The sequence below is a fragment of the Rhizobium rhizogenes NBRC 13257 genome (assembly GCF_000696095.1).
In the GTDB taxonomy this organism is placed as follows: domain Bacteria; phylum Pseudomonadota; class Alphaproteobacteria; order Rhizobiales; family Rhizobiaceae; genus Rhizobium; species Rhizobium rhizogenes.
Genome location: NZ_BAYX01000005.1, coordinates 1 through 13,916 on the forward strand (window position 1 = coordinate 1; position 13,916 = coordinate 13,916).

Consider the following 13,916-nt stretch of genomic DNA (forward strand, 5'->3'; position numbering starts at 1 on the left):
ATCGCTCGCCAAATGGAAAGAGAGAACGGAGTATCTCCGGACTACTTTCTGAAATGTGGAGCTCTGGCACCTTAAGGGGTGTATCGGATGCCGGTGACCCCCCGTCATGGGCTGCGTCGTCCCCGATTCGGCATCGGAACAATTTCCGATCAAATGGGGCGGCGCAGTGACCATCTTTTCCGATTCCCTGGGCGGCATGCCGGCCGGAGGACTGTCGCACCCGGTTCGGACAGGGCCAATTCCCGTTGATTATTGGTAGTGCCGGCGCCGAGGGTGATGCAGATAGTTGCATTTTGGCAACGGCGGCGCAGGTAGATGTCAAAGCACGCTTCATATAATTGACAAACATACGGTCCGTTTGTAAGTCATGGTTAGGACATAATTTGTCTTGCGGTCGAACATTCGGCCGGATCGGTAGGGGCATTTCAAGGCTGTTGCCACGAGGGGAATGGGGAAGGTCCGACGGGCCTGACTCCGGCACTGGGGAGCGTATCGCGGACTTACTTGATCGCATTTATACGGCGTCGCTTCTCGTAAGCGGCGAATGTAGCTCCATGCTCGCGGAAGCGTCTGAAATGCATAATACAACCAGGAGTTCACTATGAATTTGAAAAGTCTTCTGATCAGCTCTGCTGCTTCGCTTGCTGCAGTTTCAGGGGCTCATGCGGCCGATGCTATCGTTGCTGCTGAACCGGAACCGCTTGAATATGTTCGCATTTGCGACGCATACGGCGCCGGCTACTTCTTCATTCCGGGCACGGAAACCTGCCTCAAGATCGGCGGCATGGTTCGTACCGAAGGCAAGTGGTACGATGCGTACAGCCCGACCAACCGCACCGGCACGCTCTGGCACACCCGTGCGGAATTGAGCCTCGATACAGCTACCGACACTGAATACGGTCCGCTGAAGACCAATTCTGTCTTCCGTTGGGACTGGGAAGAAGGCAATTCGACCAGCACGAAGCTGCTGTTCGCCAATATCAGCCTCGGCGGCTTCACCGTTGGTAAGCTCGACTCGCAGTACAACCTCTTTGTGGGTTACGCTGGCGACGTCATCAACGACGACGTGATCTATGACGGCCCGTACGAACTCAACCAGTTGACCTACAACTACGATGCCGGCAACGGCTTCACGGCTGTGATCTCGCTGGAAGACAGCAACTCCAGCGGCTCGGATGCCTCTTATGGATCGAGCTGGTGGGCCGACGACAAGGCGAACCATTACGCGCCTGACGCTGTTGCCGGTATTGGCTACAAGACCGGTGCATGGGCCTTCAAGGTCGTCGGTGGTTATGACTCCATCGTCGAAGAAGGTGCTGTCAAGGCTCGTGTCGATGCCGACTTCGGCGCGTTCTCGGCCTTCTTGATGGGTGGCTACAACACCGACGGCAACAAGCTGAACAAGTATGCCGGCACGAACCTCGATCGTTCTGCTTGCCCCGTTAATGATGAGTCGAAGTGCGGTTGGGGCGACTGGGCAGTTTGGGGCGGCGTTGGCGTTCCGATCAACGAAAAGCTGAAGTGGAACCTGCAGCTCGCCTACACCGACTCGAAGATCTTTGCCGCGACCACGAACGTCAAGTTCAACCCGGTCAAGAACCTGCTGATCGAACCGGAAGTTTCCTACACGAACTTCGATTCCGTCAATGCAGATCAGTGGGCTGGTATCCTGCGCTTCCAGCGCAGCTTCTAATCCAAAGTTATCCGGACTCGTACCGGATAAGAGAAGCCTGTCGTTTCCAATCCGCCAGGCTTCTCACATTGATCGGTTGACCTCCGATCAAAGAAGGAAGGATCCGGTTTTCCCTACCGGATCCTTCTCAATTAAGCACTTGCAGCCGGGCTAGCCTGGATTTCGATCAGCTCAATTCGATCTCAAGTCGTTGCCGCCATGTTCTGCACTTCATGTTTCGGAAACCAGGCGGTGAGGATCATGTTGATGAGGGCTTGCCCACAAGGCGCCAAGTCAAAGTCGCCCTTGTCGAGAGCCCATTCGTAGACCAGTCCGCCAATTGCCGCAGTCAACGTGGAAGCAGCGGTCTCCGGCGTCCATGGACAGGGCAAGGCGTTAGCCGTGCTCATGGAACAGAAGATCCTCGCAAAGTGTTCCTGCATTTCATGCCGAAAAGACGTGCCGCTGTCACAGTCAGCGAACGACATGTCGAGATACATGATGACTTTCAGCATCCCGCGTTTGCGTGGATCCTGTTGAAGCTCTGCGAAGATCGCCGAAATTGTATCGACGACCAGTTCGAGCGGATTGGGGGGGTGCTCTTCGGATACCCGCTCCGCTAGATCCCGAAACGGCTGCCGTGCCTCATCGCGGATCGCAAGCAAAAGGCCCTGCTTGTTTCTGAAATGCCAGTGAACTGCTCCGCGTGTGACGCCAGCGGCGACGGCTATTTCTTCCAGCGTGACATTTTCATATCCGTTGTCGAGAAACAACGTTTCCGCCGAATGCAATATTACACGTCGCGTTTCCGCCGCCTCCTCCTTTGTGCGCCTCATCTAATTCTCCACTAAAACTAACGTCCAAGCGCCCCCCTGACCGAAGCCCCACATTATAGTCATAGCGTCGATTATTTTATTGACAATATTGCTTATGTCGTACCACCGGCCGACTGTCGCATGCCGCGCACATTTTTTGGGTTGCAAGCCGGCGGAGTCTCGTATCTTGCCCAACGACAGACGTTTTCAAGCTCCTGCAAGACCAATCCCGCCATCTTGGCCCGTTCCGCCGGTGCATGTGATAGTAGCGGCGCGGCCACCGCTGAGATTCGCGTCTATGCGACTTCGACATCTGCCCGCTTTTATGCCGGCCTTGTTCACGACGGATGGGAATCATGGGGAAGTCGCCCGAACAAACACGAGCGGGACCCTAGAGCTGCCAATAGAGCCGCATCGGATTGTCGACGAGCAGCTTGCGCTGCAGCGTCTCGGTCGGCGCGATGCGGGGGATGAAGTCGACCAATGCTCCGTCATCGGGCATGTGATTCTTCATATTGGGATGCGGCCAGTCCGTCCCCCACAGCACGCGGTCTGGGAAGCGCTCGACCAGAGTGCGCGCGAAAGGGACGACATCGTCATAGTCCGGCGGGCCGCTCTTGGAGAGACGCTCGGGGCAGCTGACCTTGGACCAGATGTTGTCGCGCTCCATCAGAGCCACGAAGCGACCGAATTCCGGACCATCGACTGGTTTCGTAACGTCGGGCCGGCCCATATGATCGACGACGACCGTGGTGGGCAGGCTGGTGAAGAAATCCCAGCGCTCTTCAAGATCTGCCGCCTCGAAATAGATGACGATGTGCCAGCCGAGCGGCGCGATACGCTCGATGATGCCGCGATAATAGGCGTCCGGCTTCGGATCCACGAGCCGGCGAACGAAGTTGAAGCGCACACCACGCACGCCGGCCGCATCCATCTCGGCAAGTGCCTCCTCGGTCACGTCGGGGCGAACCGTCGCAACGCCACGAGCTCGTCCATTGGCGGTGCGAAGCGCGTCGACCAGCGCACGGTTGTCGGCACCATGGCACGTCGCCTGCACGATCACATTGCGCTCGAAGCCGAGGAAATCCCTGAGCGTGAACAGCTTGTCCTTGCCGGCATCGCAGGGGGTGTATTTGCGTTCCGGTGCATAGGGGAAGACATCGCCAGGCCCGAAGACGTGGCAATGCGCGTCCACCGCACCCGCCGGCAGTTGGAAGGCCGGCCTGGAAGGCGTGGGATCGAAGCTGAGCCAGTCGGCGTCCATCGTGAAGGCACTCATAGGCTGCGCACCTCAGCTTGGGCGTCGGCATCCATGATATTGTTTTCCGCGCTCCTCGCGTCGAAAGGTGCGGCGGCGGCGTGATGGTCGTGACAATCGATGATCATGCGCGAGATGTTCCTGTCGCGTGGAGAATGGTGTCGAGACTTCGGGAAGAGATGCGATATCGAGGGCGCGGACGATGTTCGGCCGGGAGTTCCCCAACCTGTTTCGCGGCTTCGCCGAATCTGACAAGAGCTATCGTCATCGTCTCTCCCGCGCCGTTTTTACCCATAATGCCAGCGTATGGGCGTATCGGAAGCGGTCAGGGGCTATTCAAATTCCTGAAGATCGCTTTGCGCCGGCGATGGTCAATTCGCTTAGCAGATCAGCCTGTGCAGCCGTCGGCAGCCAGTCGGCGCGGGTGGTTACGCCGATCTGGCGGCGGGAGCCTTGAACGGGGCCTCCGATCGGCGCGAGCAGTCCCGATGCCTGCTCGATCCGGAACTGGTCGGTGGACATCAGGGCAAGCCAGTCTCCATCCAGCAGGAGCCAGCGCGCCATCAGGATGGAGCTGCATTCGATCCGCCTTGCCGGCAGCGCGGGGTCGATGAACAGTGCCTCCCACCGCGCGCGCATGGGCGAGCCCTGTGCGCCGATCACCCAGGGATAATTCGCCAGATCTGCGGGATCGGGATCGCTGGAGCCAGCAAGCGGGTGGCGAGATCGCGCGACGATGAACAGGTCGTCCTCAAACAGCGGCCGCTGGAGGATATCGCGCGTCGGCGCGGGATCGCGAAGTGCGCCGACCACCATGTCGATTTCTCCATTGCGCAGCGCCGCCAGCAGATCGGAATAAGGTCCTTCGATGATCGTGATGGCAGTGTAGGGATGATTGCGTGTGAAACCGGCGAGCGCCTCAGGCAGCAATCCAGCCCGCGGGAGGGGCAGGGCGCCGATCCTGATGGTACCAGCACCCGCCTGTTCCAGCGCGGCCAACTCGTCGAAACCAGCCTGGAGCTCAGCTGCCATCAACCGGATCGCCGAAACCAGCCGCATACCCGCCGGGGTCGGCCGCATGGACCGACCCGCCCGGAACACCAGGGGCAGGCCCAGGATTGCCTCCAGTTCCTTGACAGCCCGATGCACGGATGGCTGGGAGAGGCCAATTTCACGGGCAGCCAGAGAATAACTGCCGGCCTTCTCGACCGCAGCAAGTGCATGAAACTGCCCCATGGACACCAGGCGCTCCAGATAGGCGATCGGCTTCAGCCGCGCCGAACGGCGCAGCCTGCGCCCACTGTCGATGATGCGCTCCAGCCCCCGTTCGACGCGGGCAAGGAAGAGATGGCCTGCCTGCGTGGGAGACGCGCCGCTCGGCTGGCGATCGAAGAGGCGATGGCCGAGCAGCGCTTCCAGTTTGGCCAGCGCCTGCGTCAATGCCGGTTGAGAGAGGTTCACGGCAGCGGAAGCGCCGCTGATGCTCCCTTGGCGCAGCACCGCCAATGCCGCATCGAGGTGGCGCAAACTCAAATCGAAGGTGGAAACCATGTGAGCATCTATAGCAGCAGCTTATATCCAGGACAAGATTCCGTGTGGCGTCCCGGGGCAATGGCAGGCAGCTATAGGAGGATTGATCGCTGAAGGTTTCTCCGGCGGCGGTGAGGATTTTGCGAATATCCGCTCGGGGCGAGGCGACGGGAGCGGAGGATGGTGCGAATGGCGGGCTGTTCGATCACCGGTGCCTTCGCTCGAGGAAACATGAAATGGGGGAGGAGAGATGATGGACGGTCTCGTAAGCGAGAAGCAGAGTGACGTGAAGACGCCGCCTTTGACGCCCAAGTCGAGGCGTTTCGGTATTGCGGGCCAGCTTTGGTTCCAGGTGCTGATCGGCACGGCGGCGGGCGTGATTGTCGGCCATTTCTGGCCGGAATTCGGAGCCTCGATGAAGCCGTTCGGCGATGCCTTCATCTCGCTCATCCGCATCATGATCGGGCCGGTGATCTTCTGCACGGTGGTGCATGGCATTGCCAGCATGACGGACATGAAGCGCGTCGGCCGGCTCGCGTTGAAATCGATCATTTATTTCGAGGCAATCACCATTTTTGCCCTCGTCTTTGCACTCGTGGCGGCCGATCTGTGGCGGCCGGGCGCAGACATGAACATCGACCCGGCAATGCTCGATACCAAGGCGATCGCCAGCTACATCGCGACCGCCCATGAGCAAAGCATCTCCGGCTACCTGCTTCATATCATCCCCAAGACCTACGCCTCTGCCTTCACCGAGGGCGAAGTACTCCAGGTTCTGTTCGTCTCGGTGCTGTTTGGGATTGCGCTGGCTGCGATCGGCGAGCGTGGAAAGCCGGCTTTTGCACTGATCGAAAGCCTGTCGAGTGCCTTCTTCAAGATCGTTGGCTACGTCATGTATTTTGCGCCGATCGGCGCCTTCGGTGCGATCGCTTTTACGGTCGGCCGATTCGGATCGGGGTCGTTGCTGGCGCTTGGCGAATTGATTGTCGAGTTCTTTATCGTCTGTGCGCTTTTCACGGCGATCGTGCTCGGGCTGGTCGCGCACTGGGTGGGCGTCAGCCTCTGGAAGCTGCTGGTCTATATGCGTGAGGAGATCGTGATCGTCGCCGCGACGACCTCCACCGAGACGGTGTTGCCGCGCGTCATACAGAAGATGCGGGACGTGGGCTGCGAGGAGAGCGTCGTCGGCTTCGTCGTGCCCGCCGGTTACTCTTTTAATCTCGACGGTACCTGCCTTTACCTGACGACGGTGGTGGTGTTTCTGGCCCAGGCAACGAACACGCATCTGACCCTTTGGCACGAGCTTGGTCTGATCGCGGTGCTGTTGCTGACGTCCAAGGGTGCGGCCGGCGTGGCGGGTGCCGCGTTCGTCGTGCTGGCGGCGACGCTGAACACCACGGGCATCATCCCCGTCGCAAGCATCGCGCTTATCCTGGGCATTCACCGCATTCTGGCCGAGGGGCTGACCTTCGTGAACCTGATCGGCAATTGCCTGGCGACGATCGTCATTGCCAGATGGGAAGGGGCGATCGACGAAACTCGCCTCGCAGAGACGATAGGCACAGCATCCCAGCGGCGCCGACACCTCGCCACCGCGTAACCACGGACATATCGGATGGCTTACCTCCTGCAATCCGGACGCATTCCAAGAGCAAGCGAGTTTCTGAAAGACGCTGTCAGAGAAGGCGGTCGTCTTCAGTCGGTTGCCGTGCACGGGACCGTGCGCCGTCCGCGCCGGATTTCTTGGGCTCTTCGACTGCTGTTTCGTGGATTTTGTCGGGGCGCTTGTCCTCGACGTCCTTCGGCAAGGGCTTCGGGTCGGCCTTTTTCTCGAAACGGATCATTGTCGTTCTCCTGCGCTGACAGATTGAAAAAGCGCTCCCCACAAATGTGGGGGCGCTTCTGAAACGAAAGTCTTACATGGCGAGGGCGATAGCGCAGCCCTCGACATTGCGGCTCTCGGGTGTGGTCTCGCCGGGCATCATTGCCCAACCGCCGGTTTCGACGAACTGGCGCTTCTTGTAGCTATCGGGAATGGCCTTGAAATCGATGAGTTTCGAGGCCGCATCCGGTGCTGCGTTGAAGCGCTGAACGCATATGGCGGATGCCAGTTCCCCGCGCGCAACGACGCCGGCTGTCGCCGCTGCGGTGCGCGACGTGCCGCCCGTAACCCAGCCGCCCCAGCTGAAGCCGACGATCATGGTGGCGACCGCGGCGACGATGCAGGCCCATACGAGCAACGTTTTGGATGGCTGATAGCTTTCGAAACGCTGCGCGATCGATGCGCTTTGCACGGCCATGGCAATTTTCCTTGTCTAGGGTTGTTCAAGTTCCGCCGCCGACTAGGCTGGCCGAGCGGTGCAGGCGCTGGTGTCAGTATCCCATGCCACCCATGTCGCCATTTCCGGCCGTCTGGGCGGATTCTCTTGCCGGAATGTCCGCGATCATCGCCTCGGCTGTGATCAGAAGTGCTGCGATCGAGCCCGCGTCCTGCAGAGCGGTCCGCACGACCTTGGCGGGATCGACGATACCGGCCTTGACCATGTCGACATAGGTTTCCGTCTGTGCGTCGAAACCCTGATTGTGATCGGTGCTGTCGATGAGCTTTCCGACAACGATCGAGCCCTCGACGCCGGCATTGTCGGCGATCTGCCGGATCGGAGCTTCAAGCGCGCGCAACACGATCGAGATGCCGGCCGTCATGTCGGCATTTTCGCCCGTCAGACCTGTCAGAGCCGACTTTGCGCGCAGCAGTGCCACGCCGCCGCCGGGCACGATGCCTTCTTCGACCGCCGCACGGGTGGCGTTCAGAGCATCATCGATGCGGTCCTTCTTTTCCTTGACTTCGATCTCGGTCACGCCGCCGACACGGATCACCGCGACGCCACCGGCAAGCTTTGCCAGCCGCTCCTGCAGCTTTTCCTTGTCGTAGTCGCTGGTCGTATCCTCGATCTGCGCCTTGATCTGCTGGACGCGCGCCTGGATAGCTACCTTCTCACCGGAACCGTCGATGATGGTGGTCGTGTCCTTCTCGATCAGCACGCGCTTGGCGCGTCCCAGCATGTCGATGGTGATATTCTCGAGCTTGATGCCAAGATCTTCGGAGATCACCTGACCGGCGGTGAGGACGGCAATATCCTCCAGCATCGCCTTGCGGCGATCACCGAAGCCCGGAGCCTTGACGGCCGCGACCTTCAGGCCGCCACGCAGCTTGTTGACGACCAATGTCGCCAGCGCTTCGCCTTCCACATCTTCCGAGATGATCAACAGCGGCTGGCCGCTCTGCACCACGGCTTCAAGGATCGGCAGCATCGCCTGCAGATTGCCGAGCTTCTTCTCATGAAGGAGAATGTAGGGATCCTCAAGCTCGACGCGCATCTTCTCGGCATTGGTGACGAAATAGGGCGACAGGTAACCGCGATCGAACTGCATGCCCTCGACGACGTCGAGTTCCGTGTCGGCGGTTCTCGCCTCCTCGACCGTGATGACGCCCTCGTTGCCGACCTTGTCCATTGCCTTGGCGATCATCTCGCCGACGCTCGCGTCGCCATTGGCGGCGATGGTGCCGACCTGGGCGATCTCGCCGGAGGACTGGACCTTCTTGGCGCGCGCCTGGATTTCCTTGACGACGGCGGCAACGGCAATGTCGATGCCGCGCTTGAGGTCCATCGGGTTCATGCCGACGGCAACGAGCTTGATGCCCTCGCGCAGGATGGAGGCGGCGAGCACCGTCGCAGTCGTCGTGCCGTCGCCGGCGAGGTCATTGGTCTTCGAGGCCACTTCGCGCACCATTTGCGCGCCCATGTTCTCGAACTTGTCTTCCAGCTCGATTTCCTTGGCGACGGTGACGCCGTCCTTGGTGATGCGCGGCGCACCATAGGCGCTGGCGATTACGACATTGCGGCCCTTGGGGCCAAGCGTCACCTTGACGGCATTGTTGAGCAGCTCGACGCCGCGGAGCATGCGATCGCGCGCATCGGCGGAGAATCTGATTTGTTTGGCGGTCATGGCGTTTATCCAGTTCAGTCTTGAAATTGTAGGGTCGGAGATCGGCCGTCAGGCGACTTTTTGGGCGGCCGCATCGGTGTTTCCGACGATACCCATGATGTCGGCCTCCTTCATGATGAGGAGTTCCTCGCCATCGATCTTGATCTCGGTTCCGGACCATTTGCCGAACAGGATCGTGTCGCCGGTCTTGACGTCGAGTGGGATCAACGCGCCGCCTTCATTGCGGACGCCCGGACCAACGGCGATGACTTCGCCTTCCTGCGGCTTTTCCTTGGCGGTGTCTGGAATGATGATCCCGCCCTTGGATTTGAGATCGCCTTCCGCGCGCCGAATGACGACGCGATCGTGGAGTGGACGGAATTTCATAGGGGTTCTTTCTGCAGCCGGTGCTTATGGCGGCTGATGTTCCTAAATAGCACTTGTGGCACTCGATAGATAGGAGTGCCAAGAAATATTGCGCACATGTGGAAATTATTATGAAATATAAATTTGATATTCTGCTCCCGATTATAACCTACATTAGATGATTGGCGCCAATTATATGGATATTAATTCAGTATTTTATTTTGAGATTTTTGAATTTTATTGATGAATATTCGCAATGAAATCTGAATTATCCTTGATTGAGCCCCAATGAAGTCGTATGTGTAGGGTTCAATTATTTGAGCTTTTCCGGCTTTCGCGGTGTCTGAGACTTAACGACCCGCCTGCGTCACCGAGTTCTCGATAGCGAACGCATAGCGCCGTTCCAGCGCCCGTCGCACTGTCCGAACCTTCGATGATCCCTCGCACGGACCTTGGATGTACCGGCCGAGTCCGGATCGTTCCAGTTCCGATGAGAATAGTGCAGGGAGATGCATCGGCGTCTTCCAGCGGAGAGCCGCGCCATGACCAACCGCACCACGCAAACCGTCGTTAGCTTTTCGTTCCCATTCCTGTTGCCTGGGTTCGACGCGCCGCAACCGGCCGGCGAATACCGCGTCGATCACGACGAGGAAGTCATCGAGGGAATCTCGTGGCTTGCCTGGCGAGGCGTCGGCACCTTCATTCATCTGCCGGCAATGGCCACGCAGGGAGCAAAGCACCAAATGGTATCGATCAATCCAGCGGATCTCGAAATCGCACTCGAAAAGGACCATAAATAATCATGACCGATACAAAAAGCGGTGCCCATCCGATCCGACGCGATCCCGCCATGCATCTTTTTGCCGTGGGACAGGCCGTCTGGATAAGAAAGGCCCCCGGCATGGCCGCGCCCAAATTCAGAAGCACCTACCGTATCACCGGTACGCTGCCGCCGAGAGGCAATGTGCTGCAATACCGCATCCGCAATGAGGACGAGCCTCATGAACGGGTAATGATGGAGGACCAGCTGGAATCGGCGCGCGCTTCATCCGGTGGCAGAGAGACCCTCATGGAGAAGACTTTCGGTCATGCTCAGGGAGCGAAACCATGGCTCTCGTGAAACGAGAAAGCCAAACACGAAAAGTGCCGCCGAAATCTGAACGTCCACATGCTTGTTAGCCTTGCTGCACAGGAGCCCTCTTTATGCTGATCCGCTACGGTTACGAAATGACCCTGACCTGCCAGCAGCCGACGGCCCTGGTTTGCCTGCTGTCGGTCCACGACGATCGCGCTGCGGATATCAGAGCGCCGGAAACTGTATTTACCACCCCCGACGTCCCGACATCGACGTACCATGATCTCTTTGGCAACCGGTGCCTCCGGCTTGTCGCACCGGTGGGTGACCTGACGATCTGGGGCGACGCCACGATCGAGGATGACGGCAAGACGGACAGGATACTGCCCGATGCTCGGGAGGTCCCGGTTTCCGATTTACCGGATGATTGTCTCGTCTATCTCATGGGCAGCCGCTATTGCGAAACCGATCGGCTGAGCCAATTTGCCTGGGATACGTTTGGCGCGACACCGCCCGGCTGGGCGCGCGTGCAGGCCATTTGCGATTTCGTTCACGGCCACATCCGCTTTGACTATATGCAGGCGCGATCGACGCGGACGGCATTCGAGGCGTTCCACGAGCGTGTCGGCGTTTGCCGTGACTACGCACATCTGGCCGTCACGCTCTGCCGCTGCCTCAACATTCCCACCCGATATGTCAACGGCCATCTCGGTGACATCGGCGTTCCCGTCGTCGATCCGATGGATTTCAGTGCCTGGATGGAAGTCTTTCTCGATGGAACATGGCATACGTTCGATCCGCGCAACAACAAGCCGCGGATCGGCCGTATCGTCGTGGCGCGGGGCCGCGATGCCGCCGATATCCCGCTCATCAATTCCTTCGGACCGCATGTGCTGAAGGCATTCCGGGTCTGGACCTACGAAGTGGAGAGCCTCAGCTCAGGAATGAGCGCACCCGCGTTCAATTCCGGGCAATGAGACGTCGCTCCCAATTCTGTTGCGTTTGCTTTCGACGGCTCTCCACAAGCGTGAGCCGGAAGAGAGTGCTCGTTGTAGTGGAATAGTGCAGCGATCCGATTCCATAAAAAGTCTACTCGGCATCGACAGGAACATCTTGCTTTCATCTTTGGTCTGACGACAAATAAGGGTGTCTCGGACGGCGCATGATGTTGGGATTCGAGGTGCTGGACTTGGAATTACGTGACGCCAATGGACTATAATCTGAAGAAAAGGGCGATCCGCCAACGGGCTTTACTGCGCCTCCTCGAAAAAACGGGCTATGCCTCGGTCGAGGAGTTGACGGCTGCACTTTCCGTCACGCCGCAGACGATCCGGCGCGACATTGCTGATCTGTCGGATAGTGGGAAGGTGCGCCGCTACCATGGCGGGGCCGCCCTTGCGAGTCCGATCGATCCTGGCACCTATCGTCAGCGGCGTGTCGACAAGGTTGACGTGAAGCGCCGGATTGCCCGCCGCGCGGCGGAGCTCGTGCCGAATGGCGCGACGCTTTTTCTCGACGCAGGCTCGACCTGCGAGGCGGTCGCGGAGGCGCTTGCCGAGCGTAAAGGATTGAAGGTTGTCACCTACAGTCTGCGCGCCGCGATGATCCTGATGGATCGAACGGATTTCACCATTGCCGTTCCGGGCGGTTTCGTCCGCCATGTGGATGGTAGCGTTATCGGCGATGCGATGGTCGAGTTCGTGCGGCGGTTCCGGTTCGATGTCGCGGTCATTGCCGTCAGCGGTATCGAAGAAGACGGCAGTATCGGGGACGACGATCAAAACGAAGTCGATATCGTGCGTGTCGCGATTGGCCAGGCTCGCTCCGTCATGCTCGTTGCCGATTCCAGCAAATTCCATCGAGCAGCACTCGTGTCGCTGGGATCGATCACGGAAGTTTCGGATTTTGTCACGGACTTGCCCCCGGACGGGGCTCTGGAGCGAGTGATCGGAGCTTCGGGCGTCCGGCTGCATATCGCCTGAAATCATTTGAACTGACTGAGCGAGCGGTTGATCCAGCGCGGAAAATCTCTGCGCCGGATTTTTTTGTTGTAAAACGAAAATTTTATGTTCTTAAATAAACAAAAAATAAAAACTACACATTTAGTGTGATAATGTTGGCAAGGAAGTGGACGGTGGGGCGTCTCTGGATAAGCGCGACGGCAATATTGCCCAGCGCTTTCATCTCATTCTAGTTCGGGAACACCGGAATGCAGCGCGAGAAACCTGGTTCGTCCTTAACCTTCAGGGGCAACGACGCGGATGAATTTTCTGAGATACTGAGCCGTTGCAAGGCTCCAGCAAGGGTCGAGGCCCTGCGCGATGCGGGATTTTCCGCCGAATATGATTTCGTTGCCGCCGAGGCACTTGGCGTTGGTCGCGCAGCATATCAGGGGGGGCTGAGGTTTCACCAGAAGGCTGAGGACAGCAAGTTTCTGATCTACGTCCCACTCTCGGGCGCGGCAATGATATCGTCGTCCAATCGGCACCATGTTTCCGAACCCGGCAAAGGCACGATCATCGATATGACCAGCCTGTCTGATGTCGTGATCGAGGGGGACCGCGAGCATCTTTCGCTGATTATCAATCAGAACGAGGTTGTCCGGCTACTGTCCGCCATGCTGGAGCAACCCATCTCTGGCTCGATCGATCTTGCGCCCGAATTCGACCTGCGCCTTGAGGCCGGACTGGCCTTTTCCCGCGTGACAACAATTCTGGCGACCGGATTGAATGACGACGCCTCCCTGCTGCAATCGCCGGCCGCCCTTTCCTGTCTGTCCACGGGATTGATCCACCTGCTGCTTGAAAACGTGCCGCATCGTTTTTCAGGCGCGTTGGCCCGGCAGCCGGCGTTGCCATCTCCCCGGCATATCCGACGTGCCATCGATTTCATGCAGGCCAATCTCTCGCAGCCGATCTCGATCGGCGACATAGCGCAGGCTTCCCAGGTTGGCATTCGATCGCTGCAGGAAGGCTTCAAGCGTTTCAAGGGGATGTCCCCCATGGCCTATCTGACCAATCTGCGCATGGAGGCTGCGCATCGGGATCTCATCATGGCAAATCCCGCGACATCCGTCGCTGCCATAGCGCAGAAGTGGGGTTTCACCCATCTGGGCCGCTTCTCGGGCGATTACAGGAAGAGTTATGGCTGTCTGCCGTCGCATACATTGCGATCCGGGCATTCAGTGGGCGCCGATGGCCGCTGAAACCGGCA

General features: G+C 58.9%; 14 protein-coding genes. 7 read left to right on the plus strand and 7 right to left on the minus strand.

Translation table 11 applies throughout. The annotated features are described in order from the left end of the window. The first annotated feature begins 601 nt into the window (after positions 1 to 601). A complete protein-coding gene (locus RRH01S_RS11975; RefSeq protein WP_007691436.1) occupies positions 602 to 1,693 on the plus strand; it encodes a porin in 1,092 nt (363 codons plus the stop codon). Positions 1,694 to 1,875: 182 nt separating this feature from the next. On the opposite strand, the gene RRH01S_RS11980 is transcribed toward RRH01S_RS11975, so the two are convergent. From RRH01S_RS11980 to RRH01S_RS11990, 3 genes are all read right to left on the minus strand, one after another. Continuing rightward, positions 1,876 to 2,508, minus strand: a complete 633-nt coding sequence (locus RRH01S_RS11980; protein WP_007691433.1) for a TetR family transcriptional regulator — start codon at positions 2,506 to 2,508, stop codon at positions 1,876 to 1,878. A 370-nt stretch (positions 2,509 to 2,878) separates the two neighbouring features. After that, positions 2,879 to 3,766, minus strand: coding sequence for an amidohydrolase family protein (locus RRH01S_RS11985; RefSeq protein WP_042471891.1), 888 nt, complete (start codon positions 3,764 to 3,766; stop codon positions 2,879 to 2,881). 315 nt (positions 3,767 to 4,081) lie between these two features. Then, positions 4,082 to 5,296, minus strand: coding sequence for a LysR family transcriptional regulator (locus RRH01S_RS11990; RefSeq protein ID WP_007691424.1), 1,215 nt, complete (start codon positions 5,294 to 5,296; stop codon positions 4,082 to 4,084). 229 nt (positions 5,297 to 5,525) lie between these two features. Here RRH01S_RS11990 and dctA point away from each other — a divergent pair, with 229 nt between their 5' ends. Then, positions 5,526 to 6,875 carry a C4-dicarboxylate transporter DctA gene (dctA, locus tag RRH01S_RS11995; protein ID WP_374188752.1) on the plus strand — a complete coding sequence of 450 codons (1,350 nt, stop codon included), beginning with the start codon at positions 5,526 to 5,528 and terminating at the stop codon, positions 6,873 to 6,875. Between the two features lie 76 nt (positions 6,876 to 6,951). Here the strand turns inward: dctA and RRH01S_RS34385 are convergent, their stop codons facing one another. The 4 genes from RRH01S_RS34385 to RRH01S_RS12010 form a co-directional block, all read right to left on the minus strand. Continuing rightward, positions 6,952 to 7,119, minus strand: coding sequence for a hypothetical protein (locus RRH01S_RS34385; protein WP_007691420.1), 168 nt, complete (start codon positions 7,117 to 7,119; stop codon positions 6,952 to 6,954). A gap of 72 nt (positions 7,120 to 7,191) precedes the next feature. After that, complete coding sequence (locus RRH01S_RS12000; RefSeq protein ID WP_007691418.1) at positions 7,192 to 7,575, minus strand: hypothetical protein; 384 nt, start codon at positions 7,573 to 7,575, stop codon at positions 7,192 to 7,194. Positions 7,576 to 7,648: 73 nt separating this feature from the next. Continuing rightward, complete coding sequence (gene groL, locus RRH01S_RS12005) at positions 7,649 to 9,283, minus strand: chaperonin GroEL (protein WP_007691415.1); 1,635 nt, start codon at positions 9,281 to 9,283, stop codon at positions 7,649 to 7,651. A 48-nt stretch (positions 9,284 to 9,331) separates the two neighbouring features. Continuing rightward, positions 9,332 to 9,649, minus strand: a complete 318-nt coding sequence (locus RRH01S_RS12010; protein WP_042471895.1) for a co-chaperone GroES — start codon at positions 9,647 to 9,649, stop codon at positions 9,332 to 9,334. A gap of 521 nt (positions 9,650 to 10,170) precedes the next feature. Here RRH01S_RS12010 and RRH01S_RS12015 point away from each other — a divergent pair. The 5 genes from RRH01S_RS12015 to RRH01S_RS12035 all read left to right on the plus strand — a co-directional run bounded on the left by RRH01S_RS12015 (position 10,171) and on the right by RRH01S_RS12035 (position 13,908). Continuing rightward, positions 10,171 to 10,428 carry a hypothetical protein gene (locus RRH01S_RS12015; RefSeq protein ID WP_042471901.1) on the plus strand — a complete coding sequence of 86 codons (258 nt, stop codon included), beginning with the start codon at positions 10,171 to 10,173 and terminating at the stop codon, positions 10,426 to 10,428. Between the two features lie 2 nt (positions 10,429 to 10,430). Further along, positions 10,431 to 10,748, plus strand: coding sequence for a hypothetical protein (locus RRH01S_RS12020; protein ID WP_007691410.1), 318 nt, complete (start codon positions 10,431 to 10,433; stop codon positions 10,746 to 10,748). Positions 10,749 to 10,831: 83 nt separating this feature from the next. Next, positions 10,832 to 11,680: a transglutaminase-like domain-containing protein gene (locus tag RRH01S_RS12025; protein ID WP_042471905.1), complete on the plus strand. Its 849-nt coding sequence runs from the start codon at positions 10,832 to 10,834 to the stop codon at positions 11,678 to 11,680. Between the two features lie 231 nt (positions 11,681 to 11,911). Then, a complete protein-coding gene (locus RRH01S_RS12030) occupies positions 11,912 to 12,685 on the plus strand; it encodes a DeoR/GlpR family DNA-binding transcription regulator (RefSeq protein WP_012650193.1) in 774 nt (257 codons plus the stop codon). 227 nt (positions 12,686 to 12,912) lie between these two features. Beyond that, positions 12,913 to 13,908 (plus strand): AraC family transcriptional regulator, encoded by a 996-nt coding sequence (locus RRH01S_RS12035; protein ID WP_007691403.1) that lies wholly within the window; start codon positions 12,913 to 12,915, stop codon positions 13,906 to 13,908. The last annotated feature ends 8 nt before the right edge of the window (positions 13,909 to 13,916 follow it).

What these genes read in the sequence shown, in the direction of transcription:
- groL (WP_007691415.1), bottom strand. Translation starts at nt 9,283, where the DNA reads ATGACCGCCAAACAAATCAGATTCTCCGCCGATGCGCGCGATCGCATG.
- RRH01S_RS12035 (WP_007691403.1), top strand. Translation starts at nt 12,913, where the DNA reads ATGCAGCGCGAGAAACCTGGTTCGTCCTTAACCTTCAGGGGCAACGAC.
- RRH01S_RS34385 (WP_007691420.1), bottom strand. Translation starts at nt 7,119, where the DNA reads ATGATCCGTTTCGAGAAAAAGGCCGACCCGAAGCCCTTGCCGAAGGAC.
- RRH01S_RS12030 (WP_012650193.1), top strand. Translation starts at nt 11,912, where the DNA reads ATGGACTATAATCTGAAGAAAAGGGCGATCCGCCAACGGGCTTTACTG.
- RRH01S_RS12010 (WP_042471895.1), bottom strand. Translation starts at nt 9,649, where the DNA reads ATGAAATTCCGTCCACTCCACGATCGCGTCGTCATTCGGCGCGCGGAA.
- RRH01S_RS11990 (WP_007691424.1), bottom strand. Translation starts at nt 5,296, where the DNA reads ATGGTTTCCACCTTCGATTTGAGTTTGCGCCACCTCGATGCGGCATTG.
- RRH01S_RS12000 (WP_007691418.1), bottom strand. Translation starts at nt 7,575, where the DNA reads ATGGCCGTGCAAAGCGCATCGATCGCGCAGCGTTTCGAAAGCTATCAG.
- RRH01S_RS11980 (WP_007691433.1), bottom strand. Translation starts at nt 2,508, where the DNA reads ATGAGGCGCACAAAGGAGGAGGCGGCGGAAACGCGACGTGTAATATTG.
- RRH01S_RS12015 (WP_042471901.1), top strand. Translation starts at nt 10,171, where the DNA reads ATGACCAACCGCACCACGCAAACCGTCGTTAGCTTTTCGTTCCCATTC.
- RRH01S_RS12025 (WP_042471905.1), top strand. Translation starts at nt 10,832, where the DNA reads ATGCTGATCCGCTACGGTTACGAAATGACCCTGACCTGCCAGCAGCCG.
- RRH01S_RS12020 (WP_007691410.1), top strand. Translation starts at nt 10,431, where the DNA reads ATGACCGATACAAAAAGCGGTGCCCATCCGATCCGACGCGATCCCGCC.
- RRH01S_RS11985 (WP_042471891.1), bottom strand. Translation starts at nt 3,766, where the DNA reads ATGAGTGCCTTCACGATGGACGCCGACTGGCTCAGCTTCGATCCCACG.
- RRH01S_RS11975 (WP_007691436.1), top strand. Translation starts at nt 602, where the DNA reads ATGAATTTGAAAAGTCTTCTGATCAGCTCTGCTGCTTCGCTTGCTGCA.
- dctA (WP_374188752.1), top strand. Translation starts at nt 5,526, where the DNA reads ATGATGGACGGTCTCGTAAGCGAGAAGCAGAGTGACGTGAAGACGCCG.